The 26,708-nt window shown below is 68.9% G+C and carries 26 protein-coding genes and 1 pseudogene; 21 read left to right on the top strand and 6 right to left on the bottom strand.

Annotation, left to right across the window (positions count from 1 at the left end):
• Positions 1-2: 2 nt before the first annotated feature.
• On the top strand, positions 3-302 hold the full coding sequence (locus JOF40_RS16775; RefSeq protein ID WP_129183462.1) for a DUF4193 domain-containing protein: 300 nt from the start codon (positions 3-5) through the stop codon (positions 300-302).
• Here the strand turns inward: JOF40_RS16775 and JOF40_RS16770 are convergent.
• Together JOF40_RS16770 and JOF40_RS16765 are read right to left on the bottom strand one after the other, a co-directional pair.
• A complete protein-coding gene (locus JOF40_RS16770) occupies positions 277-762 on the bottom strand; it encodes a DUF4235 domain-containing protein (protein WP_129183463.1) in 486 nt (161 codons plus the stop codon). The genes JOF40_RS16775 and JOF40_RS16770 overlap by 26 nt on opposite strands.
• Positions 746-1,243 carry a DUF3093 domain-containing protein gene (locus tag JOF40_RS16765; RefSeq protein WP_129183465.1) on the bottom strand — a complete coding sequence of 166 codons (498 nt, stop codon included), beginning with the start codon at positions 1,241-1,243 and terminating at the stop codon, positions 746-748. Before JOF40_RS16765 ends, JOF40_RS16770 begins: the two co-directional genes overlap by 17 nt.
• Positions 1,244-1,307: 64 nt before the next feature.
• On the opposite strand from JOF40_RS16765, the gene dut reads away from it, so the two are divergent.
• The 4 genes from dut to JOF40_RS16745 are packed head-to-tail and all read left to right on the top strand — an operon-like array spanning position 1,308 to position 3,444.
• A complete protein-coding gene (gene dut / locus JOF40_RS16760) occupies positions 1,308-1,775 on the top strand; it encodes a dUTP diphosphatase (protein WP_129183467.1) in 468 nt (155 codons plus the stop codon).
• Positions 1,775-2,407, top strand: a complete 633-nt coding sequence (locus JOF40_RS16755) for a DUF3710 domain-containing protein (RefSeq protein ID WP_129183469.1) — start codon at positions 1,775-1,777, stop codon at positions 2,405-2,407. The genes dut and JOF40_RS16755 overlap by 1 nt, the downstream gene beginning before the upstream one ends.
• Positions 2,408-2,417: 10 nt before the next feature.
• Positions 2,418-2,768, top strand: a complete 351-nt coding sequence (locus JOF40_RS16750; protein WP_129183471.1) for an OB-fold nucleic acid binding domain-containing protein — start codon at positions 2,418-2,420, stop codon at positions 2,766-2,768.
• Between the two features lie 4 nt (positions 2,769-2,772).
• On the top strand, positions 2,773-3,444 hold the full coding sequence (locus JOF40_RS16745; RefSeq protein ID WP_129183473.1) for a DUF3159 domain-containing protein: 672 nt from the start codon (positions 2,773-2,775) through the stop codon (positions 3,442-3,444).
• Positions 3,445-3,520: 76 nt separating this feature from the next.
• On the opposite strand, the gene JOF40_RS16740 is transcribed toward JOF40_RS16745, so the two are convergent.
• On the bottom strand, positions 3,521-4,192 hold the full coding sequence (locus tag JOF40_RS16740; RefSeq protein WP_129183475.1) for a potassium channel family protein: 672 nt from the start codon (positions 4,190-4,192) through the stop codon (positions 3,521-3,523).
• A complete protein-coding gene (locus JOF40_RS16735; protein WP_129183477.1) occupies positions 4,192-4,854 on the bottom strand; it encodes a potassium channel family protein in 663 nt (220 codons plus the stop codon). Before JOF40_RS16735 ends, JOF40_RS16740 begins: the two co-directional genes overlap by 1 nt.
• A gap of 70 nt (positions 4,855-4,924) precedes the next feature.
• Here JOF40_RS16735 and JOF40_RS16730 point away from each other — a divergent pair, with 70 nt between their 5' ends.
• From JOF40_RS16730 to JOF40_RS16715, 5 genes and pseudogenes are all read left to right on the top strand, one after another.
• On the top strand, positions 4,925-6,940 hold the full coding sequence (locus JOF40_RS16730) for an APC family permease (protein WP_246152846.1): 2,016 nt from the start codon (positions 4,925-4,927) through the stop codon (positions 6,938-6,940).
• The gene (locus tag JOF40_RS16725) at positions 6,940-8,199 is read left to right on the top strand and encodes a class I SAM-dependent RNA methyltransferase (protein WP_245343153.1); all 1,260 of its coding nucleotides are present in this window, start codon (positions 6,940-6,942) and stop codon (positions 8,197-8,199) included. Before JOF40_RS16730 ends, JOF40_RS16725 begins: the two co-directional genes overlap by 1 nt.
• Positions 8,200-8,309: 110 nt before the next feature.
• Positions 8,310-8,444 (top strand): annotated as a pseudogene (locus JOF40_RS20395) (helix-turn-helix domain-containing protein); the annotation flags it as partial.
• Positions 8,445-8,639: 195 nt separating this feature from the next.
• Positions 8,640-9,032: a hypothetical protein gene (locus JOF40_RS19795; protein ID WP_245343152.1), complete on the top strand. Its 393-nt coding sequence runs from the start codon at positions 8,640-8,642 to the stop codon at positions 9,030-9,032.
• 2 nt (positions 9,033-9,034) lie between these two features.
• A complete protein-coding gene (locus tag JOF40_RS16715) occupies positions 9,035-9,763 on the top strand; it encodes a hypothetical protein (RefSeq protein ID WP_129183481.1) in 729 nt (242 codons plus the stop codon).
• A gap of 36 nt (positions 9,764-9,799) precedes the next feature.
• On the opposite strand, the gene JOF40_RS16710 is transcribed toward JOF40_RS16715, so the two are convergent.
• A complete protein-coding gene (locus tag JOF40_RS16710; RefSeq protein WP_129183483.1) occupies positions 9,800-11,311 on the bottom strand; it encodes a DUF6297 family protein in 1,512 nt (503 codons plus the stop codon).
• On the bottom strand, positions 11,308-11,955 hold the full coding sequence (locus JOF40_RS16705; RefSeq protein ID WP_129183485.1) for an ABC transporter ATP-binding protein: 648 nt from the start codon (positions 11,953-11,955) through the stop codon (positions 11,308-11,310). The genes JOF40_RS16710 and JOF40_RS16705 overlap by 4 nt, the downstream gene beginning before the upstream one ends.
• Positions 11,956-12,030: 75 nt before the next feature.
• On the opposite strand from JOF40_RS16705, the gene JOF40_RS16700 reads away from it, so the two are divergent.
• The 11 genes from JOF40_RS16700 to JOF40_RS16650 all read left to right on the top strand — a co-directional run bounded on the left by JOF40_RS16700 (position 12,031) and on the right by JOF40_RS16650 (position 26,682).
• The gene (locus JOF40_RS16700) at positions 12,031-14,676 is read left to right on the top strand and encodes an SCO7613 C-terminal domain-containing membrane protein (RefSeq protein ID WP_129183487.1); all 2,646 of its coding nucleotides are present in this window, start codon (positions 12,031-12,033) and stop codon (positions 14,674-14,676) included.
• Positions 14,677-14,685: 9 nt separating this feature from the next.
• The gene (locus JOF40_RS16695; RefSeq protein ID WP_129183489.1) at positions 14,686-15,393 is read left to right on the top strand and encodes a hypothetical protein; all 708 of its coding nucleotides are present in this window, start codon (positions 14,686-14,688) and stop codon (positions 15,391-15,393) included.
• Between the two features lie 141 nt (positions 15,394-15,534).
• Positions 15,535-18,213: an aconitate hydratase AcnA gene (acnA, locus tag JOF40_RS16690; protein ID WP_129183491.1), complete on the top strand. Its 2,679-nt coding sequence runs from the start codon at positions 15,535-15,537 to the stop codon at positions 18,211-18,213.
• 233 nt (positions 18,214-18,446) lie between these two features.
• Positions 18,447-19,556 (top strand): sugar ABC transporter substrate-binding protein, encoded by a 1,110-nt coding sequence (locus JOF40_RS16685; RefSeq protein ID WP_129183493.1) that lies wholly within the window; start codon positions 18,447-18,449, stop codon positions 19,554-19,556.
• Between the two features lie 136 nt (positions 19,557-19,692).
• Positions 19,693-20,472 (top strand): ATP-binding cassette domain-containing protein, encoded by a 780-nt coding sequence (locus JOF40_RS16680; RefSeq protein WP_129183495.1) that lies wholly within the window; start codon positions 19,693-19,695, stop codon positions 20,470-20,472.
• A gap of 16 nt (positions 20,473-20,488) precedes the next feature.
• Positions 20,489-21,751, top strand: coding sequence for a sugar ABC transporter permease (locus JOF40_RS16675; protein WP_129183497.1), 1,263 nt, complete (start codon positions 20,489-20,491; stop codon positions 21,749-21,751).
• Between the two features lie 2 nt (positions 21,752-21,753).
• Complete coding sequence (locus JOF40_RS16670; protein WP_129183499.1) at positions 21,754-22,977, top strand: ROK family transcriptional regulator; 1,224 nt, start codon at positions 21,754-21,756, stop codon at positions 22,975-22,977.
• 41 nt (positions 22,978-23,018) lie between these two features.
• On the top strand, positions 23,019-24,410 hold the full coding sequence (locus tag JOF40_RS16665; protein ID WP_129183501.1) for a ribonucleotide reductase barrel domain-containing protein: 1,392 nt from the start codon (positions 23,019-23,021) through the stop codon (positions 24,408-24,410).
• Positions 24,407-25,519, top strand: a complete 1,113-nt coding sequence (locus JOF40_RS20280) for a phosphotransferase (RefSeq protein WP_129183503.1) — start codon at positions 24,407-24,409, stop codon at positions 25,517-25,519. The genes JOF40_RS16665 and JOF40_RS20280 overlap by 4 nt, the downstream gene beginning before the upstream one ends.
• Positions 25,512-26,138 (top strand): methyltransferase domain-containing protein, encoded by a 627-nt coding sequence (locus JOF40_RS16655; protein WP_209674672.1) that lies wholly within the window; start codon positions 25,512-25,514, stop codon positions 26,136-26,138. The genes JOF40_RS20280 and JOF40_RS16655 overlap by 8 nt, the downstream gene beginning before the upstream one ends.
• A complete protein-coding gene (locus JOF40_RS16650) occupies positions 26,128-26,682 on the top strand; it encodes an AAA family ATPase (RefSeq protein WP_129183507.1) in 555 nt (184 codons plus the stop codon). Before JOF40_RS16655 ends, JOF40_RS16650 begins: the two co-directional genes overlap by 11 nt.
• Positions 26,683-26,708: the final 26 nt, after the last annotated feature.

The raw sequence follows: 26,708 nt of genomic DNA, 5'->3' as shown, positions 1-26,708 counted from the left end.
TGATGGCTACCGATTACGACGCACCGCGCAAGACAGAGGAAGAGCAGTCCGAGGACAGCATTGAAGAGCTGAAGGCGCGTCGGCACGAGAAGAACTCCGGCAAGGTCGACGAGGACGAGACCGAGGCTGCGGAGTCGTTCGAGCTGCCCGGTGCCGACCTCTCCCACGAGGAGCTGGCCGTCCAGGTCGTGCCCAAGCAGCTCGACGAGTTCACGTGCTCGTCGTGCTTCCTGGTGCACCACCGCAGCCAGCTGGCATCGGAGAAGAACGGCACGCTCATCTGCCGCGACTGCGCCGACTGACCTTCTTGGACGATGTGTGGGGAGCCGGTTCGACGACCGGCTCCTTTGTCGTTCCCGGGGTCGTGAGACCCTTCGGGCCGAGCGGCTTCATGCCCGGTGGCAGCTGCCCCGTCGACCGCACCCAGTAGGTCGCGGCGCTGCGTCGCACGCCGACCCGCACGAGCTCGACGATCGACCCGCCGACGACGGCCCAGACGACGGCCTCGCGGGTCGTGACGTCGGGGTGCCGCCCGCTGGTCGGCGGCTTCTTGCCCGTGACGACGCGCCACGCGACGGCCGAGGCCCGCGTGGCCAGCAGGCCGGCCGCGACCGACGAGCCGCGGTCCATGACCTTCCAGGTGGCGCGGCTGGGAGCCTTCGCGCTGCCCCTCGACCCCTTCTTCGGAGGGACGGACGCCGCCTCCTCGGTGAGGAGTGACGCCTGGGTGCGGGACGCCTTCTGGTTACGCCTCTTCGCCACGGTCGGTGTCTCCGTTCGTCTCGTGCGTCGTCGTCGACGCCACTGAGGGTGCCAGGGCCGCCGCGAGGTCGTCGGGGTGGCGGCTCGAGAGCAGCCAGTAGGGGGCGGGGTCGTCGGGGTCGTCGATCGTGACGACGACGCCGTGGTCGAGATAGGGCCGCGTCACCAGGTAGGCCCGCGCGTCGGCACCCGTGCCGAGCTGCGTGCGGTACGCCTGGCGGTCGAGCGACCTGGCGGTGCCGACGTGGTGGGCCTCGACGAACGCGCGTCCGACCCGCAGGCCGTCCGGATCGACCGAGACGACCATCGATCCGTAGCGCCAGACCGCGTAGCAGCCCGCCAGGGCCAGCGCGACCGTCACGACGATCGCCGCCGCCCACGTCGTCGCGATGAGGAACACCCAGCCCCACACCACGGCGAACCCGAGGGCCGCGATCCACCAGGACACCGGGGCCGACAAGCGCTCTCGATAGGTCGTCACGGTTCAACCTTGCCTCATGCGCTCGCGCCGTGCGACGCAGGTGGCATGGTCTAGGGTCGTCGCCATGCTCGACGTGACCGTGACGCGGCTCGATCCCGACGTCCCCCTTCCGTCCTACGCACACCCCGGGGACGCCGGTGCCGACCTCGTCACGACCGTCGACGTCGACCTCGGGCCCGGCGAGCGGGTGCTCGTGCCGACCGGCCTGGCGATCGCGCTGCCGGAGGGCTATGCGGCCTTCGTCCACCCCCGGTCGGGCCTGGCCCTGCGGCACGGTCTCTCGATCGTCAACACCCCTGGCACGATCGATGCGGGCTACCGCGGCGAGATCAAGGTGCTGCTGGTCAACCACGACGCGCGTGAGCGCATCTCACTGGTTCGCGGCGACCGCATCGCGCAGCTGGTCGTCCAGCGGGTCGAGCACGTGACGTTCGTCGAGTCGGGGGTGCTGCCCGGGACGGCTCGCGGAACGGGGGGTTACGGTTCAACGGGTGGTCATGCGGCCACCGACGTCCACGAGGAGAGCAGCTGATGGCACGGCGACGCAACAAGCAGCAGTCCGACGACGCGGCAGCGGCCGCGCCACCGGTCGTCGAGGGCGTGCGCCACGACGGTCCGTGGGACTCCTCGGAGCGGTCGCCCGGCGACGACGGCACCTTCGTCGACCTCGGACCGCTCAAGGTCCGCGTGCGCGTCGGGCTCGACATCCAGCTGCCCACCGACGGCGACGGCGGCGAGATCGGCTCGGTCGTGCTGGTGGCCGACGACGCCGCGCTCGAGCTGCGGGCGTTCGCGGCGACCCGCTCCGGTGGTCTGTGGGACGAGGTGCGCGACGACCTGATCATCGAGGTCGAGCGGCTCGGTGGCGAGTGCGACCAGGTCGACGGCCTGTTCGGCCCCGAGCTGCACGTGCGGGTGCCGGTCGACCTGCCGGACGGCGAGAAGGGGTTCCAGCCCAGCCGCATCGTCGGCATCGAGGGACCGCGGTGGCTGCTGCGGGCGACGTTCCTGGGCGCGGCGGGTCTCGAGCCGTCCGACGAGGGACTGCTGATGGACGCCCTGCGCGACGTCATCGTCGACCGTGGATCCGAGCCGCGCATCCCGCGCGAGTCGTTGCTGCTGACGCTCCCGCCGAACGCCACGATGGTCCCGGACGAAGAGTAGGCTCGAATTCATGGGACGTTTCAGCAGGACGCTCGAGCGGCTGTCGACCGACAACCAGGAGGCCGGCGAGCTCAAGGACGACGCAGCCAAGGCCGGGTGCCAGCTCATCTCGTCGCAGGCCGATCGGTGCATGGCCACGATCCACGGGGTCCTGCGCTCGGTGACGCTGCGGCCCGTCGACGGCGTCACGGCGCTCGAGGCAGAGCTGTACGACGGGTCCGACACCGTCACGCTGGTGTGGCTGGGTCGCCGCAAGATCGAGGGCATCACGGCCGGTCGCCAGCTCAAGGCCTTCGGCCGGATCGGCATGCGCGGCACGACCCGCATCATCTACAACCCGCGCTACGAGCTCGACGCGTGAGCCGGTGACCTCGTCCGCCCAGGCGACGGTCGAGCAGGTTGTCCGCGCGCAGCTGTCCAAGGCCCTCGGCGGCCCACGCGGCATCGTCGAGAGCGCCGTCCCGACGGCCCTGTTCACGATCCTGTTCCTCGTCACCGACCAGATCCGCCTGTCGCTGATCGTCAGCATCGCCGTGACGGCCGTCCTGCTGCTCGTGCGGCTCGTGCAGCGGTCGACGACGCAGTTCGTGCTCAACGCCCTGTTCGGCATCGGCATCGGCGCGTTCTTCGCCTACCGGGCCTCGCAGTCGGGCGGCTCCGAGGAGGACGTCGCGCGTGCCGTGTTCACGCCGGGCCTGATCTACAACGGGGTCTACGCCGCGGTCATCGTCCTGACGATCGTGGTCGGCTGGCCCATCGTGGGCTTCATGGTCGGCTCGGTCATGGGCGACCCGACGGCCTGGCACTCCGACAAGGCCATGGTGCGGCTGTGCTCCCAGCTGACGTGGGTGCTCGCCATCCCGTGCGTCATCCGCGTGGCTGTGCAGCTGCCCCTGTGGCTCGACCACCAGATCGGTCTGCTCGGCGCGTCCAAGATCGCGCTCGGCTGGCCCCTGCAGCTGGCCTCGTTCGCCGTCATGGGCTGGCTGCTGAGCCGCAACCGCACCCCGATCGAGCTGGACGACGAGCCGGTCTAGACCGTTCCTTGCGTCATAGCTTCTGAGGGTCAGGACCCACGGAAGACATGACGCAAGGGGCGGCGGCGCTTCGCGCCTAGTGCTTCGGGGGCTTCGGGGAGAGGAGCTCGCCGAGGTTGTCCTCGGCGTCCTCGGGGGTGACGAACAGCAGCTCGTCGCCTGCCTCGAGCGAGCGGTCGGCGTCGGGCGTCTCGATCGAGCTGTCGCGCAGGATCGCCACGAGGACGACGTCGACCGGCCACGGCACCTCGCTGACCCGCTTGCCGATGAACGGCGAGTCGGCCGGCATCGTGAGCTCGACGAGGTTGGCGTTGCTCTGCCGGAACGTGAACAGCCGCACGAGGTCGCCGACCGTCACGGCCTCCTCGACCAGCGCCGACATCAGGCGTGGCGTGGAGACCGACACGTCGACGCCCCACGACTCGCTGAACAGCCACTCGTTGCTGGGATGGTTGACGCGTCCGACCGTGCGGGGCACGGCGAACTCGGTCTTGGCCAGCAGCGAGATGACCAGGTTGGCCTTGTCGTCGCCCGTCGCCGAGATCACGACGTCGCACGACTCGAGCTGGGCCTCCTCGAGCGAGGAGAGCTCGCACGCGTCGGCGAGCAGCCACTGGGCCTCGGGCACCAGCTCGGCGCGGATCGAGGCGGGGGACTTGTCGATCAGCAGGATCGAGTGGCCGTTGCCGATGAGCTCCTGGGCGACCGAGCGCCCGACGGCGCCCGCTCCCGCGATGACGACGCGCATCAGCTGTCCTCCGGTCCGGCGTCGAGGGCGGCGTGCGACGCCTCAGCGGTCGACTCGAGCATGAACAGGCTCAAGTAGTCGCCCTCCTGGATCACGGTGTCGGGCGTCGCGATGAGCCCGGTGCCCAGTCGCGTCAGGTAGGCCACGCGCACGCTGGCACTGGCCTCGAGCTCGGCGATGCGGTGCCCGATCCAGCTGAACGGCGCGTAGACGAGATCGAGCCGGACATCGCCCGACTGGTCGCGCCATGCGGGCTCGGAGCCGGCGGGGACGAGGCGGCGCAGCACCTGGTCGGCGGCCCAGGGGACCGTCGCGACCGTGGGGACGCCCAGGCGCTCGTAGACCTCGGCGCGGCCCGGGTCGTAGATGCGGGCGACGACGTTCTCGATCTTGAACTGTTCGCGGGCGACCCGCGCGGAGATGATGTTGGAGTTGTCTCCGCTGGAGACGGCCGCGAAGGCGTCGGCGCGCTCGATGCCGGCCTTGACGAGCACCTCGCGGTCGAAGCCCATGCCGGTCACGGTGATGCCGTCGAAGCCCGGGCCGAGACGGCGGAACGCGTCGGGATTGATGTCGATCACGGCGGTCGTGTGGCCGCGGGCCTCGAGGCTGCGCGTGAGGGTCGAACCGACGCGTCCGCAGCCCATGATGACGATGTGCACGGAGGCGACGCTACACCGACGCGACCGCTCGTGCGGACGAGAGCCACCCGCAGGTCTAGCATCATCTCTCGTGGGAGTCACCGAGGTCGCCAAGCGTGCATTGGTCGGGCGGAAGCTCCGGAGCGAACAGCTCGGTGAGACGCTCCTGCCGAAGCGCATCGCGTTGCCGGTCTTCGCCAGCGACGCACTGTCGTCGGTGGCGTACGCGCCCGACGAGATCTTCCTGACCCTGTCGATCGGCGGGCTGTCGGCGTACGCGTTCAACTGGAAGATCGGCATCGCGGTCACCCTCGTGCTGATCACGGTCGTCGCGTCGTACCGGCAGAACGTCCACGCCTACCCCAGCGGCGGCGGCGACTACGAGGTCGCGACGGTCAACCTGGGACCCACGGCGGGCCTGACGGTCGGCAGCGCACTGCTGGTCGACTACGTGCTCACCGTCGCGGTGTCGATCTCGTCGGGGGTGCAGAACGCCGCCTCGGCGCTGCCGTGGCTCGAGGGGCACGAGGCCACGGCGGCGTCCGTGCTGGTGATCCTGCTGATGGCGATCAACCTGCGTGGCACCAAGGAGTCGGGCTCTGCGTTCGCGATCCCGACGTACCTGTTCATGGTCGCGATCCTGCTGATGGGCCTGTGGGGTTACGCCCGCTACCTCTTCGGCGATCTGCCGACCGTGCCGAGCGCGCAGTACGACATCGTCCCTGAGAGCCAGTTCGAGCAGGGCATCACGGGTGTCGCGATGGTGTTCCTGCTCGCCCGCGCGTTCTCGTCCGGCTGTGCCGCGCTGACCGGTGTCGAGGCGATCAGCAACGGCGTGCCCGCGTTCAAGAAGCCCAAGAGCAAGAACGCCGCCACGACGCTGCTGCTGCTCGGCACGCTCGCCATCACGATGCTCATGAGCATCATCGTGCTCGCAGACCTGATGAAGCTGCGCTACGTCGAGGACCCGGCCACGCAGCTGAAGCGAGTGAGCGACGGGGTGCTGGCGGGCGACGCGTACCAGCAGGACACCGTCATCGGCCAGCTCGCCAAGACGCTCTACAGCGACTTCACGCCGCTGTTCTACTTCACGATCGCGTGCACCGGCATCATCCTCGTGCTGGCGGCCAACACCGCTTTCAACGGGTTCCCGGTGCTCGGCTCGATCCTGGCGCGCGACGGCTTCCTGCCACGCCAGCTCGACACCCGAGGCGACCGCCTCACGTTCAGCAACGGCATCATCGTCCTGGCCCTGGCCGCGATCGTCCTGATCCAAGCCTTCGACGCCGAGGTCACCAAGCTCATCCAGCTGTACATCGTCGGCGTGTTCGTGTCGTTCAACCTCAGCCAGCTCGGCATGATCAAGCACTGGAACCGGCTGCTGAGGGCCGAGACCGACCCGGCCGAGCGCTCGCGGATGAAGCGCTCGCGCGCGGTCAACACGATCGGCCTCGCGATGACGGCGACGGTGCTCGTGATCGTGCTGCTGACCAAGTTCCTCGCGGGCGCCTGGATCGCGATCGTCGCGATGATCTGCGTGTTCCTGCTGATGCGCGGTATCGGACGTCACTACGACCGTGTGTCGCAGGAGCTCGAGATCGACGACTCCGACGTGACCCTGCCCTCCCGGGTGCACGCGATCGTCCTGGTCAGCAAGCTGCACAAGCCGACGATGCGGGCGCTGGCCTACGCACGCGTCTCCCGCCCCAACTCGCTCGAGGCGCTGACGGTCGAGTTCGACCCGGCCGAGACCGCGAAGCTCATGAAGCAGTGGGAGGAGCTCGCGATCCCGATCCCGCTGAAGGTCGTCAACTCGCCGTACCGCGAGCTGCTGCGACCCGTCATCCGGTACGTCAAGGAGCTGCGCAAGCAGGGGCCGCGCGACATCATCACGGTCTACATCCCCGAGTACGTCGTCGGGCGCTGGTGGGAGCAGCTGCTCCACAACCAGACCGCGCTGCGCCTGAAGGGCCGCCTGCTGTTCATGCCCGGCGTCATGGTCACGAGCGTGCCCTACCAGCTGAGCTCGGCCGGACGGGCCAAGAAGAAGCTCGCCAAGCCGCGACCCGCACCCGGTGACGTCCGTCGCGGGTTCCGCGACCGCTGATGGCCGACCAGATCTCCGACCCCATGACCGACGACCTCACCGGCGAGGCCGTCGTCGACGTCGGCCCCGTCGCCCACGGCGGGCACTGCGTCGCCCGGCTCGACGGGCAGGTCGTGTTCGTGCGCCACGCGCTGCCGGGCGAGCGCGTGCGCATCGCGATCACCGAGCGCACCAAGAGCTTTCTGCGCGCAGACGCGGTCGAGGTGCTCGAGGCAGCCCCCGGTCGGGTCGAGGCACCGTGCGCGTATGCCGGGCCGGGACGCTGCGGCGGCTGCGACTTCCAGCACGTCGATCCCGCCGTGCAGCGAGAGCTGCTGCGCGACGTCGTGCTGGAGCAGCTGCGCCGGCTCGCCGGCATCACGTGGGACCTCGAGGTCGAGGCGGTCTCGCCCGACGCGCTGGGCTGGCGCACCCGCGTGCAGTTCGCGGTCGACCCCGACGGACGCCCGGGCCTGCGCCGCCACCGTTCGCACGAGATCATCCCCGTCGACCGCTGCCTCATCGCGCACCCCGACCTGCCCCGCGTGCTCGACACGTCGTGGGACGACGACGCGGTCGAGGCCATCGTGTCGTCGACGGGCGACCGCCTGCTCGTGACCGATGCGAGCATCTCGGACGAGGTCGAGGCGCGGGTCGACGGCGTCGTGGCCCGCGACGGCACCGTCCGCGGCGGACGGGGCGCGGTGACCGAGCGGGTCGGGGCGACCGACTTCCGCGTGTCGGGATCGGGATTCTGGCAGGTGCACCCCGCCGCCGCATCGACGCTCGTCGCCGCCGTGCTGGAGGGTGCGGCCGTCAGCCCCGGTCAGACCGTCCTCGACCTCTACGCGGGCGTCGGGCTGTTCACGGCCTTCCTCGCCGACGAGGTGGGCGACCACGGCACCGTCCTGAGCGTCGAGTCCGACCCGGGTGGGTCGCGCGACGCCCGCCGCAACCTGCACGACCTGCCGCAGGTGCGACTCGTCGCCGAGACGGTCGAGCGCGCGCTGCGGCAGCGGCTGCTGGGCGGCACGGCCGATGTCGTGGTGCTCGACCCGCCCCGCACGGGGGCCAAGAAGGCCGTCCAGGGCATCGTCGATCTCGCGCCGCGACGCATCGTCTACGTGGCCTGCGATCCCGCGGCACTGGCCCGAGACCTCGCGTCGTTCGCGGCGCGCGGCTACGAGCTGACGAGCCTGCGGGCGTTCGCGCTGTTCCCGATGACCCATCACGTGGAGTGTGTCGCGGTGCTCGAGCCGGCGGCCTCCAGACAGGGCTAGCTCGACGCCCGGTGTCTCGCAGTCGATCGCGGTATCCCTCGACCGATAGATGCCGCACCTTTCGAGAAATATGCTGTTTGCGGTAGTATTGTCGCAAGGTGGTGGTGAAGATGGAGATTGACGTCAGCGAGGCATCTCGTCGCCTCGGCCTCAGTGTCTCCCGTGTGCGCCAACTACTCCGTGCAGGAGATCTACGTGGTCGCCGACTGGGCAGCTCCTGGTTGATCTCGGCAGAGGACGTGGCTCGGCTTCAGCATCAGGGAAGACCTGCAGGCCGACCGCTGGCACCAAAGCGGGCCTGGGCCGTCCTCGACCTCCTCGATGGGGGTCGCGCCCTCTGGCTGTCGGACTCCGCGCGGTCGCAGGTGCGTCGGTACCTGGCCGACCTGATCGATCCGGGACCGGACGGATGGCGTGCCGCTCTGCGTGGGCGTAGCAGCGTGCTCGGCATCGTTGCGCACCCGGCAGCCATCGAGCGTCTGCGTCGGGTGCACGGCGTCCACGCCGCAGGGTTGTCCGCGGCGGCGAGCCGGGGGTTCGACCTCGTCGCTCTGGCAGACCCGATGCCGGAGCTCTACGTAGAGGAAGAGCAGTGGCACGATCTATCGTGCTCGCTGGCACTGCGCGATGGGCCGGAGCCCAATCTCAGAGTCCGACTTCCGAAGGAGGTCTGGCCATTCGCTGTCGTTGAAGGCCGTGGACAGGGTCTGATCGGAGACGCGCTGCTGGCAGCGGATCTGCTGGAGTCGGCAGAGCCGCGTGCCGTCGCCGCGGGTGCTGCGTGTCTGGGAGAACTGCTGGCCCGCTGGCAGGACCGGCGAGGCTGCGCATGAGCGTGGTGATCGAGCTGCCCGTCCTGCCGCCCCCGGTTGACGAGTTGTGGCACGCCCTCCTCGAGCTCGGCGACAGGCTGGACGTGCCGTGGGCTCTCATCGGAGGACAGATGGTGCTGCTGCACGCGCTCGAGCACGGCCAGGAGCCGCCGCAGATCAGCCAGGACGGGGACGTGATCGCGGACATCCGGGCCGTCCCGGGTGCCTTGAAACACCTCGTGGCCGATCTCGAGCGCATGGGCTTCGCGCTCCAGTCCATCAGCACCGACGGGCTCGCGCACCGCTACACCCGGCCCGCAGTGCCGCGTCCCGTCGTCATAGACGTGCTCGCACCGGAAGGACTGGGGGAGCGGGCCGATCTGACGACGACACCTCCGGGACGCACCATCGAAGTGCCCGGCGGCACCCAAGCGCTGGGCCGGGCCGAGCACGTCACGGTGGTGCACCAAGGGCATCGGGGTGCGATCCCGCGGCCCACGCTCCTGGCAGCGATCGTCGGCAAGGCTGCCGCCACGGCTCTGCCGGGTCCAGACCGTCACTACCGGGATCTCGCGTTGCTCTGCGCACTTGTCCCGGATCCATTCGAGCTGGTCGAGCAGCTGACCCGCAAGGACCGGCAACGGATGCGCCGTGCGAGCAAGCTTCTGGATGACTCCCACCCGGCGTGGGCGCTCGTGCCGGACGCGATCAGGAGCGCCGGGCAGATCGCCTACGGCGTACTTCACGGCTGAGTCGTCGCTGTCGTGTCGTGTGTTCCGGCGGAGGCGTCAGCGGCGACTGACGAGGTAGCTCACGACCGACCCGGTCAGGCCCAGCGACACCAGGGCACCGTTGGTGTCCGGAGCGACGAGCAGCGGGACGACGCCGAGCGCGAGGACGTCGAAGCCGCGCAGGGCGCTGATGATGAGCCCCGTGGGGATGGCACCGGTCGGCGAGGCGACCAGCGGCATCGAGTAGTCGGGGGGAGGGGCGAGCATCCAGCGGGCGATGGCCCCCAGCGCCGTCGCACCCGTCGCCACGGCGACCAGCAGGGTGTCGATGACCGTCGGGTCGTCGAGGGAGTGCCCGATCGCGGGTGCCGCGGCCAACGACCAGAGCAGCAGCAGGCCGCCGGGCACCGCGGCGGTCGCCGACCGCACGGCTGCCGACGACATCGGGAAGCACCGCACGAGCCCGGGGTTGCGGCCCGTCGTGCGCAGCGCCGTGAACGACCAGAGCCCGCCGAGGAAGGCCGCGAGGGCGCTGGCGAGCACGACGGTGTCGTCGAGGTCGAGACGCAGGACGACGTAGGGCACGAGCAGCGCGCCGGCGAGTGCGGCCAACGGCCCCGGCGACCGTCGCAGTCGGACGACGTCGCGCCACACGAGCGCCCAGGCACCGGCGGGTCCACCCCGCACGGGCCGAACGGTCGCGGCGGTGCGCCAGCGTCGAGCGACCAGCACGTCGTACGCCAAGGCGAGGTCGAGACCCGCCAGCGCGCCCGAGAGGCTGGAGAGCAGCGATCCGCCGGGCACGAGCTGAGCTCTCAGCAGGGCGGACAGCCGTGACGTCGCCCGGATCAGCAGTACGACCACGGCCAGCAGGGCAGCAGCGATCGCTGCCCAACCGGCCGGACCGGTGAGCCACCCCGCCTCGGTGCCGGGCTCGGCGTCGACCGCGACGAGCAGGAGCCAGCCGGCGGTCAGGACGCCCAGGATCAGCGCCACCCGTTGCGTGGCACGACCGCCCCGGGCCTGCCACACGGCTGCCGCTGCGGTGCCGGCCGCACCCGTGAGGCCCGACGCGACCGCCAGCACCGCGATGGCCCCGTAGGGGATGCCCGCGAGCAGGCCCGTGACAGCGACCACGACGGTGCAGCCGAGCGCCGTCGCGCCGCTCGCGACGAACAGGCGCGACCGCAGCAGGGGGCCGCGGTCGATGGGGGACGTCAGCAGCCAGGCGGCGGTCGCCGGGGTCACCATGACCGGTCCGATGGCTGCCGCGGCAGCCAGGGAGAACGCGGTCGTCGCCGCGACGGTGGCCCAGACCAGCGACGTGCGGGCGTCGTCGCACGTCGAGGTCGTGCAGCCCGCGGCGATGTTCACCCGGGTCTGCACCATCGCGCTGATGGCCATGGCACCGAGCAGGACGAGGCTGAACACCCAGACATAGGCCTCGGAGAGCTGCTCGTACAGCGTCGTGTCGGCGCGGTCGCGGCGCCAGGCGCGCATCTGCCGGCGCAGCGAGCGGGCACCGATGGCGGGGACGCCCGCAGGCCCGGCACCTGAGGAGGTCGTCACAGCTCGCCGAGGTCGAGAACCCAGTCGGCCACCGCGTCGACCAGGTCGGTGTCGTGGCTGACCAGCAGGATGCCGAGGCCGTCGGCCTTCTCGGCGTTGAGGCGGTCGGCGAGCCAGGCCAGCCCGGCCGCGTCGAGCCGCTGCTCGGGCTCGTCGAGGATCAGCAGCCGGCGGGGACGGACGAATGCGCTGGCGAGTGCGAGGCGGCGCCGCTGGCCGGACGACAGGGTGCCCGGCAGCTGGGCGGCCTGCCGCTGCAGCCCGACGTCGGCGAGCACGGCGTCGACGAGGTCGTCGGGTTCGGCGACCTGGTGGGCGCGGGCCAGCAGGTTGAGGTGCTCGACGACGCTGAGGTCGGGGAAGAAGTCGAGATCGTCCATCACGACCGCGAGGTCGCGGCGCGTCGCCGGGGACCGCTCGTCGAGCGGGGCACCGTCGAGCTCCACGGTGCCGCTCGTGGCCTGGTCGGCCCCGGCGATGCAGCGCAGCGCTGTCGACTTGCCGGCACCGTTGGGCCCGATCAGGGCCAGGGCTTCGCCGCTCGCGAGCTCGAGGTCGAGCCCCGCGAGCACGTGCAGGTCGCCGAAGCTGCGGTGCAGGTCGCGGACGCGCAGGAGAGGTGCGGCGGGGGGAGCCTTGGGCATGGTGCCACCGTAGTCGGCACCGCCGCACGGGGGCCGGTGCTTGTGCCGGCCCGGCACGGACGACAGAGTGTGGCCATGCGCTTCGCTGATCCGACAACCTGTCCGGAGTGTCGGGGTGCCATCGCGGGCCAACCGGCGTGTCCGCAGTGCGGCCTCGACCTGACCTCGCTCGAGGTGCGTCAGCTGTGGCAGGTGCTGCTGCAGGCAGACGAGCTGCTCGACCGCGCCGCTCGGCGTCCGCGGGCGACGCCGGCGACACCGTCGCCCGCTCCGGCGGCGGAGTCCGCGCCGGAGCCGGCCCCTGCACGACCCGCCGAGCAGAGCTCCGCCCCTGCCCCTGCCCCCGCCGCGCCGGCTGCGCCATCCGACCCCTTCGTCGCGGCACCTCCGCAGTGGCAGCCCTACCCGGCCCAGCCGCCGCGGCAGCCACAGCCCACGCAGCGCACGCAGCCCCAGCCGCCCCCGCCTATCCAGCCGTACCCGGCACCGTCCGCGGCCGCGGGCCAGCCCGCGGCCCCGGCACGCTCGTGGTCGGTCGGCACGATCCTGCTGGTGCTCGGTGCCTTCGGCCTGGTCGTCGCCGGCCTGATCTTCGTGACCCGCTCGTGGGAGGACATCGGTCTGGCCGGGCGCACGCTGATCCTGCTGGGGGTCAGCGCCGTCATCGGCGGTCTCGGCGTCTGGGTCACCCGCCGGCCGCTGCGGGCCTCGGCCGAGGCCGTGTGGACGGTCTTCCTGGCGCTGTTGACGCTCGACTTCTTCGCCGCCCGTCATGAGGACCTCGCCGGGCTCGGTGCCCTCGACGTCGCGGCCGGATGGATCGTGTGGGGCGTCGTGGCGCTGGCCCTGAGCGTCGGCATCGCTGTGTGGGCCCGCCGGCACGTCTCGGTGGCCCTCGTCGCCCCGGCCGTCGCGGGCGGTGTCGCGATCTCGATCGCGGGCATCGGTGCAGGAGCGGTCGGCGACGACTGGGACTTCGCGTGGCGCAGCCTGCTCGCCCTCGTCGTGGCTGGACTGCTCGCCCTCGCAACCCGCCCGGCCGGCCTGGCACCCATGACGTTGGCGGCACGCATCGTGATCGCGGGCTTCTTCGTGTTCGCGTACGGCGCGGCCGTGGTCGAGCTGGTCGAGAACCCCTCGCTCGACGACCTCGCCGGCGGCGGTCACGGGCTGCCGCTGCTGCTCATGGGCGTCGCATCGCTCGTGATCGCGTGGGTCGTGCCGGTCGTGCGCATCCCCGGGGTCGCCCTGGCCGTCCTCGCGGCCTGTGCGCTCGTTGCCGCGCCTGTCGTCGACTCCGGGGCGGACGAGCGGGCCTGGGCGGTCGTGACCGTGCTGGCTGCGGCGCTGGCTGCCGCGGCGCTGGCCGGCGAGAACACCTGGATGCGTGGAGTGAGACTCGGCGCGGTGCCCGCAGTGGTCGGTGCCGCGGTCGTGCAGCTCGTGCTCGTGGGTGATGCGCTCGACACGGGCAGCAGGATCCTCACGGATCCGTGGCAGGTGCCGTGGCACGTGAGGCTCGACGCCGCCTCGGTCGACGACCGCGCCGCGTGGGCCGTGCCGATCCTCCTGCTCGGGTTGGTGGCCACGACGTGGGCCGTGACCCGCTGGCCGGAGGTCACGGGGTTGCGCCCGCACGCTGCCGCAGTGATCGGCACCGTCCTGGCGGGTGGAGCCGTCACCTCGGTCGTCGCGTTGCGCTGGCCAGTTTGGCTCGTCGCGGCATCGCTCGTCGTTCTCGCGGTGGCGTTCGCCGTCGTCAGGGTGCGCAAGGTCGCCGCGGTCCCAACGGTCGTGGCCCTGGCGCTGCTCGTGTCGGCGTCGACGCTGGCCGCGGCGTCGCACGGGGTGTCGGCGGCCACGTGGCTCGGCGGCGGGCTCCTGCTGCTCGGTCTGGCGCTGGTCAGCGCCGTGGGTCCGGTGCGCCAGCTGCACGCAGTCGTCGGTGTCGGCGGCGTCCTGGCTGGCACCGCGGCGACCGTCGGGCTGCTCGACGTCGACGACGCGGTCGTGCCCCTGCTCGGGGTCGTCGTGGCGCTGTTGCTCCTGGCCGTCGCCCAGCTGTGGCCACCGGTGCGTGGCGTCGCGGACGCCGTCGAGGCGACCGCCGCCGCCGGCCTGGCCGTCGCGCTGCTCTGGCCGGGCGCCTCCGGCGAGATCGCGGTGCGCTGGACGATCGCCGGCGTGGCCCTGATCTCGCTCAGCTTCGTCGTCGCACGTCGTCGGTGGCTGGTGTGGCCGGGCATCGCCGCACTCGTCGTCGCCTATGTGGCGCTGATCGTCGACAGCGGGTTCTCGTTCGTCGAGGCCTACACGCTGCCGCTCGGGGCGGCCGGGCTCGCTGCGGGCACCTGGGCCACGACCCGCCGCCCCGACACGAGCACGTGGGCCTTGCTGGGGCCCGGACTCGCGGTCGCGCTGCTGCCGAGCGTGCCCCAGGCGCTGGCCGAGCCGACAGAGCTGAGGGCGCTGCTGCTGGGGGCCGGTGCAGCGGCCGTGCTCGCGATCGGCGTCCGGCTCGGGTGGCAGGCACCGTTCGTCGCGGGCGTCACGGTCCTCGCGCTGCTCGTGCTGTTCAACATCGGCCCCTACGCGAACGCCGCTCCACGGGTCGTGCTCATCGCCGTCGTCAGCGCCGTGCTGCTGGCCGTCGGCATCACCTGGGAGGACCGCGTGCGGGACGGGCGCAGGCTCGTGACGTACGTGCGGTCCATGCGTTAGGAACCTGCCATGACCGAATCGACCGACATCTCGACCGACCGACGTGCCGTCAAGCAGCTGCGTCGCGAGGCGCTCGGGCAGGACGCGCTGCTGTTCAGCGCCGCCTTCTCGACCGGTGCGCTGATCTACTTCGCGGTCGAGATCGTGCAGCTCGCGGTCGACGACAGCTCGACCCGCGACTTCTGGTCGGTCACCCTGTCGGACCACCTGATCCTCGCGGGGCTCATCGTGGGCGAGCTGTTCGTGATCGTCAACAACGGTCTGCGCCAAGGCATCCGGGGTCACAGCGTCGGCAAGCACCGCGTCGGCATCGCCGTGGTCGACACCGTCACGGGTGCGCCCACCGGCGCGGCGCGCGGCCTGCTGCGCGGACTCGTCATGGCGGTGCTGCTCGACCTGGCCGCGGCGGCGATCCCGATCGGTCTGCCGACCGTGCTGCGGCGCCTGACGCCCGATGCGTGGCACGTCGGGGGAGCGGCCTACGTCGCGCTGCTGGTGCTGGTCGTCCCGATCCTGCTGTCGACCGACAGGGGCCTCGCCGACCGCCTCACGCGCACCCGTGTCGTGCTCGGTGTGGGGGAGACCGCCGTGACGTCCGAGCGACGCAGCCGCCTGCTGACCGTCATCGAGGTGCTGGGGGTCGTGGGCCTGCTGACGGTCGCGCTGACGTACATCGCGTTCTTCGCCCAGGTCCTGCGGTTCCCCGACCTGTTCTGACCCGCCGCGACGTGTGAATCGTCTCGACATCATGTATCTTGATATCAAGATACATCGTGGACCCGGGGTTAGGTGAGCCTGACCGTGCGCCGTGAGGCGCCGCTGGGCAGGATGGAACAGACCTCGCGAAGGAGAATGACGATGGCCGTCGACAGCTTCAATTCCAAGGACTCGCTCTCAGTCGGGGACGCCTCCTACGACTACTACCGCCTCGGCGCGGTGACCGGTGAGGGGCTCGACGTCTCGTCGCTGCCGTTCAGCCTCAAGGTGCTGCTCGAGTCGCTGCTGCGCACCGAGGACGGCGCCGACATCACCAAGGCCGACATCGAGGCGCTCGCCGGCTGGGACGCCGACGCCGAGCCCTCCAAGGAGATCCAGTTCACGCCGGCGCGCGTGATCATGCAGGACTTCACCGGCGTGCCCTGCGTCGTCGACCTCGCCACGATGCGCGAGGCGATGGCCGACCTCGGCGGCGACGCCACCAAGATCAACCCGCTCGCTCCGGCCGAGATGGTCATCGACCACTCGGTCATCGCCGACGTCTTCGGCACACCCGAGGCCTTCGAGCGCAACGTCGAGATCGAGTACGAGCGCAACCGCGAGCGCTACCAGTTCCTGCGCTGGGGACAGGGCGCGTTCGACGACTTCAAGGTCGTCCCGCCCGGAACCGGCATCGTGCACCAGGTCAACATCGAGAAGCTCGCGCGCGTCGTCTTCGACAAGAGTGGAACGGTCTACCCCGACTCCTGCGTCGGCACCGACTCGCACACCACGATGGTCAACGGCCTGGGCGTCGTCGGCTGGGGTGTCGGCGGCATCGAGGCCGAGGCCGCGATGCTGGGCCAGCCGATCAGCATGTTGATCCCGCGCGTCGTGGGCTTCAAGCTGTCGGGCGAGCTGCCGCAGGGCGCGACCGCCACCGACCTCGTGCTGGTCATCACCGAGCAGCTGCGCAAGCACGGCGTGGTCGGCAAGTTCGTCGAGTTCTACGGCTCGGGCGTCGGCGCGGTGCCGCTGGCCAACCGCGCCACGATCGGCAACATGAGCCCCGAGTACGGCTCGACCATCGCGGTCTTCCCGATCGACGACGAGACCACCAAGTACCTGCGCCTCACGGGTCGCACCGAGGACGAGATCGCCCTCGTCGAGGCCTACGCCAAGGCCCAGGGCCTGTGGCACGACCCCGACCACGAGCCCCGCTTCAGCGAGTACCTCGAGCTCGACCTCGGCGACGTCGTCCCGTCGATCGCCGGTCCCAAGCGTCCGCAGGACCGCGTGTCGCTGACCGAGTCGGCGTCGTCGTTCCAGACCGCACTGGCCGACTACGCGGGTTCGTCCGACGCCTCCAACGTCCAGTCCGTCACGCTCGACGACGGCACGTCGTTCGACATCGACCACGGTGCCGTCACGATCGCCGCGATCACGTCGTGCACCAACACCTCCAACCCGTCGGTCATGATCGGCGCGGGCCTGCTGGCCAAGAAGGCCGTCGAGAAGGGCCTGCAGCGCAAGCCGTGGGTCAAGACCACGCTGGCACCGGGCTCGAAGGTCGTCACCGACTACTACGAGAAGTCGGGCCTCAACGTCTACCTCGACAAGCTCGGCTTCAACCTCGTCGGCTACGGCTGCACGACGTGCATCGGCAACTCCGGGCCGCTGATCCCCGAGGTCAGCAAGGCCGTCAACGACGGCGACCTCGCCGTCACCGCGGTCCTCTCCGGCAACCGCAACTTCGAGGGCCGCATCAACCCCGACATCAAGATGAACTACCTGGCGTCCCCGCCGCTGGTCATCGCCTACGCGCTGGCCGGCTCGATGGCTGTCGACCTGTTCAACGACCCGCTGGGCCAGGACGAGGACGGCAACGACGTCTTCATGGCCGACATCTGGCCGTCGCCGCAGGAGGTCGAGGACGTCATCGCGGCCTCGATCGACTCCGACACGTTCACGCGCGAGTACGCCGACGTCTTCGCCGGTGACGAGCGCTGGCAGAACCTGCCGACGCCCGACGGCGACGTCTTCGAGTGGGATCCTGACTCGACCTACGTGCGCAAGGCGCCGTACTTCGACGGCATGCAGCGAGAGCCCTCGCCGGTTACCGAGGTCTCGGGCGCACGGGTGCTGCTCAAGCTGGGCGACTCGGTCACGACCGATCACATCAGCCCCGCCGGCGCGATCAAGAAGGACAGCCCGGCCGGCAAGTACCTGACCGAGCACGGCATCGAGGCCCGCGACTTCAACTCGTACGGCTCGCGCCGTGGCAACCACGAGATCATGATCCGCGGCACGTTCGCCAACATCCGCCTGCGCAACCAGATGGCTCCCGGCACGGAGGGCGGCTTCACGCGTGACCTCCTCGCCGAGGACACGCCGGTCACGAGCATCTTCGAGGCGTCCGAGTCGTATGCGGCCGCAGGCGTGCCGCTGGTCGTTCTGACGGGCAAGGAGTACGGCTCGGGCTCGTCGCGCGACTGGGCGGCCAAGGGCACGGCGCTGCTCGGCGTCAAGGTCGTCATCGCCGAGTCGTACGAGCGCATCCACCGCTCGAACCTGATCGGCATGGGCGTCCTCCCGCTGCAGTACCCCGCAGGCGAGAACGCCGAGTCGCTGGGCCTGACGGGCGAGGAGACGTTCGACTTCACGGGCATCACCGAGCTCAACGAGGGTCGTACGCCCAAGACGGTCCACGTCGCGGCCACCGCGGCCGACGGTTCGGTCGTCGAGTTCGACGCTGTCGTCCGCATCGACACGCCGGGCGAGGCCAACTACTACCGCAACGGCGGCATCATGCCGTACGTGCTGCGCAGCCTGCTCGACTGACATCGCACCTGCATCTGCGCAGGTCACAGACCCGACGGGGGCATCGCCGACACGGCGGTGCCCCCGTCGGGGCGTCCGCTCCCGACAAAAAATCAGGACCGACGTGAATTTGTTGTCCGAGTTGCTGGACGTGACCCCCGACACGCTATACGTTGTCCCAAACAACAAACGCGTTACGTGGGCGAAACATCCTCGACCAGAACGCACTACCGGATGAATTGGAGGCGGTCTGTGTGAAGCGGACACGCAATCTCGTGCTGGCCACGGTCATGGGTGCGACGCTCGCGCTCAGCGCGTGCGGCGGCAGCAGCAGCGACAGCGCTGGCAGCGACGGCGGCAACGGCGGCGGTGGCAGCAAGGTCGAGGGCAAGATCGGCGTCATCCTCCCGGACACCAAGTCGTCCGTCCGCTGGGAGAGCGCCGACAAGCCGGCGCTCAAGGCCGCCTTCGACGCCGCCGGCGTCGAGTCGGACATTCAGAACGCCGAGGGCGACGCGGACAAGATGGCGACCATCGCCGACGGCATGATCACCGACGGTGTCACGGTCCTCGCGATCGTCAACCTCGACTCCGACTCGGGTGCGGCCATCGAGGCCAAGGCGGCCAAGCAGGGCGTCAAGACGATCGACTACGACCGTCTGACCCTCGGTGGCTCGGCCGACGTCTACATCTCGTACGACAACAGCAAGGTCGGGGCCCTGCAGGGCGAGGGTCTCCAGAAGTGCCTCGAGGCCGACAAGAAGACCGACGCCAACCTCATCTACTTGAACGGCTCGCCGACCGACAACAACGCGACGCTGTTCAGCCAGGGTGCGCACAGCGTCCTCGACAAGGTCTCGACCTACAAGAACGTCGCCGAGCAGGCCGTCCCCGACTGGGACAACGACAAGGCCGTCACGATCTTCGAGCAGCTGTACACGAAGGTCAGCGGCAAGGTCGACGGCGTGTACGCGGCCAACGACGGCCTCGCGGGCGGTGTCATCTCGATCCTGAAGAAGAACGGCCAGAACGGCAAGGTTCCGGTCACGGGTCAGGACGCCTCGATCGAGGGTCTGCAGAACATCCTCACGGGTGACCAGTGCATGACGATCCAGAAGTCGGCCACGGGCCAGGCCAAGGCACTCGCCGAGGCCGCCATCGCGATGGTCAAGGGCGACAAGCCCGAGACCACCGGCACGGTCGAGGACGAGACCGGCAAGCGTGAGGTCCCGGCCATCCTGCTCGACCCCGTGTCGATCGACAAGAGCAACATCCAGGCTGTCGTGGACGCCGGAGACCTGAAGGCCTCCGACATCTGCACGGCCGACTTCGCGAAGCTCTGCGAGGAGAACGGCGTCAAGTAGCACAAGGGGTGCGGCCCACCGACGACCTCGGTGGGCCGCACCCGCTGCTGTCCGCACCACCTCGTACGACCCCAGCACGACCCAGCACCAACCCAGCACCAAGCCCCATCTCGGAACCGCACCCGGAAGGCTCACCATGAGCGACACGACCCCACTCCTGCAGCTGCGCGGAGTCAACAAGAGCTTCGGCGTCGTCCACGTCCTGCACGACGTCGACCTGGCCATCTACCCCGGGCAGGTCACCGCCCTCGTCGGCGACAACGGCGCGGGCAAGTCGACGCTCGTCAAGACCATCTCCGGCACGTACGCGGCCGACAACGGTGAGTACCTCTTCGAGGGCAAGCCCGTCACGGTGCACGGCCCCAAGGACGCCTCTGCCCTCGGCATCGAGGTCGTCTACCAGGATCTCGCCCTGTGCGAGAACCTCGACATCGTCGAGAACATGTTCCTCGGCCGTGAGAAGAAGAACGGCATCGTCCTCGACGAGACCACGATGGAGTCGCAGGCCCGTGAGGCGCTGAAGTCGCTCTCGGTGCGCACCGTCAAGTCCGTGCGCCAGAGCGTCTCGAGCCTCTCGGGAGGTCAGCGCCAGACCGTCGCGATCGCGAAGTCGGTGCTGTGGAACTCCAAGGTCGTCCTGCTCGACGAGCCGACCGCCGCACTCGGCGTGGCCCAGACCCGTCAGGTGCTCGACCTCGTGCGACGTCTCGCCGACTCCGGCGTGGGCGTGCTGCTGATCTCGCACAACCTCACCGACGTCTTCGAGGTCGCCGACCGCATCACGGCCCTCTACCTCGGTCGCGTGGCCGCCGACGTCGCGACGAAGGACGTCACGTCCCGTCAGGTCGTCGAGCTCATCACGACCGGCACCTCATCCGACCTCGACGTGGCCGCAGCCCCGTCCACCACCGTCTGACCGCGGGGAGACACTCATGACCGACATCATCACCGACGCCGAGCAGGCGGGCTTCGCCAACGACCTCACGCAGTCGAACACCCTCGGCGACTCCGCCAGGGCCTACGTCCAGCGCGTGCGCGGCGGCGACATGGGGGCGCTTCCCTCGATCCTCGGCCTCGTCGTGCTGTTCATCGTCTTCGGCATCGCCAACGACCGGTTCCTGTCGAACCTCAACATGGCCAACCTGGCGACGCAGGCCGGCTCGATCATCATCCTGGCCATGGCGCTCGTCCCGGTGCTGCTGCTGGGCGACATCGACCTGTCCGCCGGCGTCGCGGGCAGCACCGGTGCCGCCGTCATGGGCCTGCTCATCGTCGACCACGGCCAGGGCTGGGGCGTCGCCGTCATCGCCGGCCTGCTGACGGGTGCCGTCATCGGCATCGTCACGGGCGTGCTCGTGGCGAAGCTCGGCATCCCGTCGTTCGTCGTGACCCTGGCGTTCTTCCTGGGTCTGCAGGGCGTCCTGCTCAAGCTGATCGGCGAGGGCGGGTCCGTCCGCATCAACCAGCCGGTCATCAGCGGCATCGCCAACAACAACATGAGTGTCGCGGCCGGCTGGATCGCGGCCATCGTCATCATCGCCGTGTTCGCCGCGCTGCGCCTGCTGCAGCACCGTCGCAAAGTCGCCCAGAACCTGCAGCACCAGCCGATGGCCGTCGTCGCCCTGCAGATCGTGGCGCTCGCGGTCGTCCTGCTGGGCATCACGCTCGTGCTCAACCAGAACCGCAGCGTCAACGCGAACTTCCCGATCAAGGGCATCCCGTACGTCATCCCGCTGGTCGTCGTCCTGCTGATCGCCTGGACGTTCGCGCTCGGCCGCACCACGTGGGGACGTCACGTCTACGCCGTCGGTGGCAACGCCGAGGCCGCTCGTCGTGCCGGCATCAACGTCGATCGCATCCGCATCTCGGTGTTCATGATGTGCACGACCATGGCGGTCGTCAGCGGCATCGTCCTGGCCTCCTACGGTGGCAAGGTGTCGACCGCCTCGGGTGGCGGCAACACGCTGCTGTACGCGGTCGGCGCAGCCGTCATCGGTGGCACGAGCCTCTTCGGCGGCAAGGGCAAGGCGTCCAACGCCGTCGTCGGAGGTCTCGTGATCGCGACGATCGCCAACGGTCTGGGTCTGCTCGCGCAGGCGTCGTGGATCAACTACGTCGTCACGGGTGGCGTGCTGCTCCTCGCGGCCAGCGTCGATGCCATCTCGCGCAGGCGGCGTTCCGCTTCAGGCCTGTAACCATGGCCTCCGCCGGGCGCGCAGGCGTCGGGACGAACCAGGAGGACATCCGGCGGCACAACCTCGGGACGGTTCTCGGGCACGTGCACCGCGCCGGCCGCCTGTCGAGGGCCGAGCTCACGACGCGGATGGGTCTCAACCGCAGCACCATCGCGGGGCTGGTCGCCGAGCTGGAGTCGTTGGGGCTGGCCGAGCAGGCCGCCCCGACGGGCGCCCGGCTCGGCGCCGGCCGGCCCTCGGTCGACGTCAAGGCCCGCAGCGGTGCGTACGTGCTGGCGGTCGACCTGCGGGTCGACGGCCTCACGGTCGCCCGCGTGGGCCTCGGCGGGGTCATCCAGTCGCGGGCAACGGGCCCTGTGCCGGTCGCCCACGACCCGCACGCCATCAGCGACTCGGTCGTCGAGCTCATGCGGCTCGTGGTCAAGGACGTCGAGCCCGACTCGGTGCTCGTGGGCGTCGGCGTGGGAGTGCCCGGCATCATTCGGGCCGAGGACGGACTGGTGCGGCTCGCGCCCAACCTCGACTGGCACGACGTGCCGTTCGCGCAGATCCTGGGCGACCGGCTCGGTGCCATCGGCACCCCGGTGCTGGGCAACGACGCAGACCTCGGCGCGCTCGCGGAGCACCTGCGCGGTGCCGGGGTCGGCGTCGAGGACCTCGTCTACCTGTCGGGCGAGGTCGGCGTGGGTGCCGGCGTCATCGTCAGCGGCCACAAGCTCGAAGGGGCCGGCGGCTACGCGGGCGAGATCGGCCACATGCCGTTCCACCCGGAGGGCAAGCTGTGCCACTGCGGCGCGCGCGGATGCTGGGAGACCGAGATCGGAGCGGACGCGATCGCCGCGGCGATCGGCTGCCCGCCCGAGCGGGTCGGCGCGCTGGGGGAGTTCCTCGAGGGCGTGCACGGGGCGTCTCCAGAGCTGCGACTCGTCGGTTCACACCTCGGCCGCGGCATCGCCGGCATCGTGAACATGCTCAACCCCCGCGTCATCGTGCTGGGCGGCTACCTGCGACCGCTCTTCCCGCTCGTGCAGGACGATGTCGAGGCGCAGCTCGAGGTGCACGCCCTCACGGCCCCCCGCGAGCTCGTGCGCGTGGCCCTGCCGGGCCTCGGCGGCGACTCCGTGCTGCACGGTGCCGCAGAGCTGGCCTTCGAGCCGCTGCTGGCCGATCCGGTCGAGCGCCTCGCCTCGGCGTGCCACGACGCGGACGCCGCCCTCGCCAGCTGAGTCACTGACTTTCCACCCTTAGGTAGTTGGAGCCGCAAAGCGTGGTCCGGTTGGAGTCTGCGGAATCCGACGGGATGCATCGCTGGTGCCGTTATGCTGCCGATGTGCTCTTGTCGCCGGTCCGATCATCAGAACTGGGTAGGTTCCAGTCTTTCCCAGGCGAGCCGTGGGCGACCATTCTCGACCGTGTAGTCAGTCTGACGGAGGCTCCTTTTCGCGACGAAGCCCGAAGCCTGATCGACTCGGGTCGGATGTCGACATCAGGACAGATCTATCGCTCCGCGGGAATCGCCGACGCCAACCTGATGAGCTGCTACGTCGAAGCGCCCGATGAACACGGCGTCAGTGACGAGGGAACGCAGATCGCAGGCGTTTATCAAGCGAGGGTCGCAGCCGGGGCGGGTCTGGGGATGAACCTCGGAAGGTCGTCCAAGCGTGCTGGAGGTGCAGTCGATGTCGCGTCGATTGTGAGCGAAGTCGGGTACGCGCTGGATGATTTGTCACGGAGGACGGGAACGAAGCGGACCGCTTCAGCAGTGTCGCTGTCGCTTGACGCTGAGATTGGCTTGCTGGCAGATCGATGCAGTTCCGAGTCGCACTTACGTCACTTCAACCTCGTGGTGAACATCCACGATGGTGAGATGCGCAGCTTGGTGAAAGAAACGCAATCCGCTGCATTGGATGTCCTCGTTGAGGCCATCTGGCGTACGGGGCTGCCATGCGTGACGTTCATCGATTCCGTCAACCGCCTTGATCCGTGGCCAGACATCATCGACGGATGCAACCCCTGCGGCGAGCAATACCTACCGCCGGGCCATGCTTGCAATCTCGGAAGTATCAATCTCGCCGCTTACTTCAACGAGGATGGAGAGGATTGGGACGGCTTCAGAGCGGCGGTCAGATCCTTGGCGCGGTTGCTTGACGCAGCCGTCGACGCGACTTCATATCCGTCGGTTGCGCACCGGGTCATCAACACCACGGTTCGACGGATCGGTATGGGAGTCATGGGGTTCGCAACGTCACTCGAACGTCAGGGTTTGCGCTATGGAGGGCAGGCCTCGACTGAGTTCTTGGCCGAGTCGCTGAGTGTTATGAATCGAGTCGCTCGTGATGAGGTCGGTAATCGTCCCTACGTCACCAGCATCGCCCCCACTGGGGGCATTTCTCGACTGATGGGCGTTAGTCCGGGGATAGAGCCGCTCGGTCCTGCCACATCCTGGCGAGACCACATCGCTGTTCTCGCCGCCGCTCAGCGGGAGGTTGACAACGCCGTGTCCACCACGGTTTTGCTGCCAAGTTCAGCGCAGCCTGACGAGATTAGAGCGGCACTGGTCCTGGCGTGGCAGTCGGGCTGCAAGGGAGTTTCGTTCTATCGTGACGGATGCCGACCAGCAGGTGGCCAGGTTGCCGCCCCTATGAAGGTTGATGCGTGACCGTTCTCGATCACTTGGGTTTGCTTGGCGCCGACGTGCATCGCGAGCTGATCGGACAGGCCTCGAGCGGAGCACCGATCGTCTACCTGGACGCGTTGGACAAGGGCTTGAGCGGGGCCTCGGTGTGGCAGGCCCGATGGCGGACACCTCGTGCCAATGTCATGTCGCGGCTGCATGTTTTCAAGATCGGAAGCGCTGCAAAACTACAGCGCGAGTATGACGCGATCGTGAACTACGCCTACGCCATCGATGCCGATACGCCCAAGGCGTTTTTGGTGCGATCCAAGTCGGGCGACGGTGCAACAGCTCTGCTTAGGAGCGAGTTCGTCTCAGACTCACCTGTCAGCAGCTTGCGTGACCACCTTCGTGGGCTGGAGTCTGCCGATGCCGCCGTCGCATGCATGAATTCGTTGTTCGGCGACCGCATGAAGGTCTGGCACTACGACCAGTCGGAGACCGTGACAGAAAGTCAGCCGTTGCACGAGGCACTCGACTGGTGGGTCGACCGGCGCGACCTCGTTGGATCAGCAGATCGTCTTGGTAGAGCGGGTGCCGAGGCGCTGGTTGGTGCATCGGGCGTTTCATCGGTTCTCTCGTTGAGCGACCGCGTCGAGGAGTTGAGCAACGAAGTCGTTCCGATTCGGCTGGGCGTCGTCCATGGTGACCTGCATACGCAGAACGTGCTCCTCGACGAGGCGGGCAAGACTTTCCTCATAGATTTTGGATGGACGGCCGAGCGCTGGCGCGCGGTCGACTTCCTGATGATGGAATGCTCGCTAAAGTTCCTGGTCGCTCCCCGTAGTGCGCGGATGACCGACCTGTTGGCAATGGACGATCTGATCTCGGGTCATGAGTTCGGCGAGCCTGCCGACGTCGGTAGAATCCAGAAGTGGGCGGACGAGCGCTTGTTTGGGCGTCTCATGTCGCGCGTTGTTGGGGCTGTGATCGAAACGCGTCGTCATGCGATTGCCAGCGGCGCCGTCGGCGATGGTGAGACGTATACGAAGGGCCTTGCGCTTCTTGGAGCAGGACTGTCGTCGATGCCTCCAAAGATCAATGCGAGCCTCGTGCTTGCAAGCACGGCTCACCAGGTGGCGCGCCTTGGCTGATTGGCAGATCGCGACTTCGCGCCCTTATGGCGAGCTCTACGACCGCATCGATGATGTGTGGGGTTCGACGCCGGGACGGTTGATGTCCGGCGTGCTCGGCTTGTCGATGAAGGGGCATGCTGTCGATCTTGGCTGCGGAGAGGGACGCAACACTTTCGCTATGGTCGCGCAAGGTTTCACGGTGCTCGCCGTCGACTGCGATCCCGTGGCTATTCAACGGCTGGACCAACGGCGAACCGATTTGGTTCGATCGGATTCAGTGGTCTCGATGTGCTCGAAGAGCTCCGTCGTCTATGGGATGACCCATTTCCAGATCGTCCTGGCTTACGGTCTCCTTCACTGTCTGGACGATGCTGAGCTAGATGACCTGTTGGTGTTCTGCGGCAAGCAGGCTCCGGGAACTGTGTTCGCCGGCTCGGCGCTGACGTCGGAACTTCCCATCCCCAACGGGCATGGAACGGTCGATCTCTACCTGCGGAGTGCTAACTCATACCGGCAAGCACTGACGCGCAATTTCGATGTCGCCTATTGGGAGACCGGCACCATCACCGAAAGCCACGAGCCTGTCGTCGGTCGGCACACCCACTCGTCAGCCTGGTTTATCGCACGTGTCCGCTGACGTGGTTGTTCTGGTCGGGCTTCCAGGTTCCGGCAAGTCCACGGTTGCACGATATCTCTCGGCCTTGGCGCATCTAGATTTGATAGACGTGGGCGCACTCCTGGCTCAGGATCTGAGGATGGCTTCCCTGCCGAGGGCCGAGATAGGCCGGGCGTTCCTCGAGCGTCACGACGTGGAGCGGATCGCAAATCTGGTGACGGACACCATTGTGTCCCGCTCCGTAGAAGCAGGCAGGGAACCTCGAGCGGTCGTAGACGCCATCCGATTTGCTACCTCGATCGACCAGCTCCGCCAGACCTTCCCCGCGCTGACGCTGCTGCATGTCAGTGCATCGAGGACTCATCGCCTGGCTCGCTTGGCGGACAGATTCTCAGAGTTGGCTGAGCCTGACCGACAGCGACAACTCGAACTCTACGGGCAATATGACGTGGAGGCAGAGAAGCTGGCAGGCGCCGCAGACGTGCGCGTCGAGAACGACACTACTCGCGAGATACTTCTTGAGAACGTAGGGAACTTCGCCCGAACGCGAGGACTCAGCACTTAGTTTGCGCTGTGGCCTTTCACGGGCAT

It is taken from the genome of Aeromicrobium fastidiosum, assembly GCF_017876595.1.
GTDB classification, from domain to species: Bacteria; Actinomycetota; Actinomycetes; order Propionibacteriales; family Nocardioidaceae; genus Aeromicrobium; species Aeromicrobium fastidiosum.
The sequence above is the reverse complement of the archived record's forward strand: the minus strand, read 5'-3'. Positions and strand labels throughout refer to the sequence as shown.

Excerpts from the sequence above, each read along its gene's own strand:
- JOF40_RS16775 (WP_129183462.1), top strand. The coding sequence starts at position 3 with ATGGCTACCGATTACGACGCACCGCGCAAGACAGAGGAAGAGCAGTCC.
- dut (WP_129183467.1), top strand. The coding sequence starts at position 1,308 with ATGCTCGACGTGACCGTGACGCGGCTCGATCCCGACGTCCCCCTTCCG.
- JOF40_RS16755 (WP_129183469.1), top strand. The coding sequence starts at position 1,775 with ATGGCACGGCGACGCAACAAGCAGCAGTCCGACGACGCGGCAGCGGCC.
- JOF40_RS16750 (WP_129183471.1), top strand. The coding sequence starts at position 2,418 with ATGGGACGTTTCAGCAGGACGCTCGAGCGGCTGTCGACCGACAACCAG.
- JOF40_RS16740 (WP_129183475.1), bottom strand. The coding sequence starts at position 4,192 with ATGCGCGTCGTCATCGCGGGAGCGGGCGCCGTCGGGCGCTCGGTCGCC.
- JOF40_RS16725 (WP_245343153.1), top strand. The coding sequence starts at position 6,940 with ATGGCCGACCAGATCTCCGACCCCATGACCGACGACCTCACCGGCGAG.
- JOF40_RS16705 (WP_129183485.1), bottom strand. The coding sequence starts at position 11,955 with ATGCCCAAGGCTCCCCCCGCCGCACCTCTCCTGCGCGTCCGCGACCTG.
- JOF40_RS16700 (WP_129183487.1), top strand. The coding sequence starts at position 12,031 with ATGCGCTTCGCTGATCCGACAACCTGTCCGGAGTGTCGGGGTGCCATC.
- JOF40_RS16695 (WP_129183489.1), top strand. The coding sequence starts at position 14,686 with ATGACCGAATCGACCGACATCTCGACCGACCGACGTGCCGTCAAGCAG.
- acnA (WP_129183491.1), top strand. The coding sequence starts at position 15,535 with ATGGCCGTCGACAGCTTCAATTCCAAGGACTCGCTCTCAGTCGGGGAC.
- JOF40_RS16680 (WP_129183495.1), top strand. The coding sequence starts at position 19,693 with ATGAGCGACACGACCCCACTCCTGCAGCTGCGCGGAGTCAACAAGAGC.
- JOF40_RS16675 (WP_129183497.1), top strand. The coding sequence starts at position 20,489 with ATGACCGACATCATCACCGACGCCGAGCAGGCGGGCTTCGCCAACGAC.
- JOF40_RS16670 (WP_129183499.1), top strand. The coding sequence starts at position 21,754 with ATGGCCTCCGCCGGGCGCGCAGGCGTCGGGACGAACCAGGAGGACATC.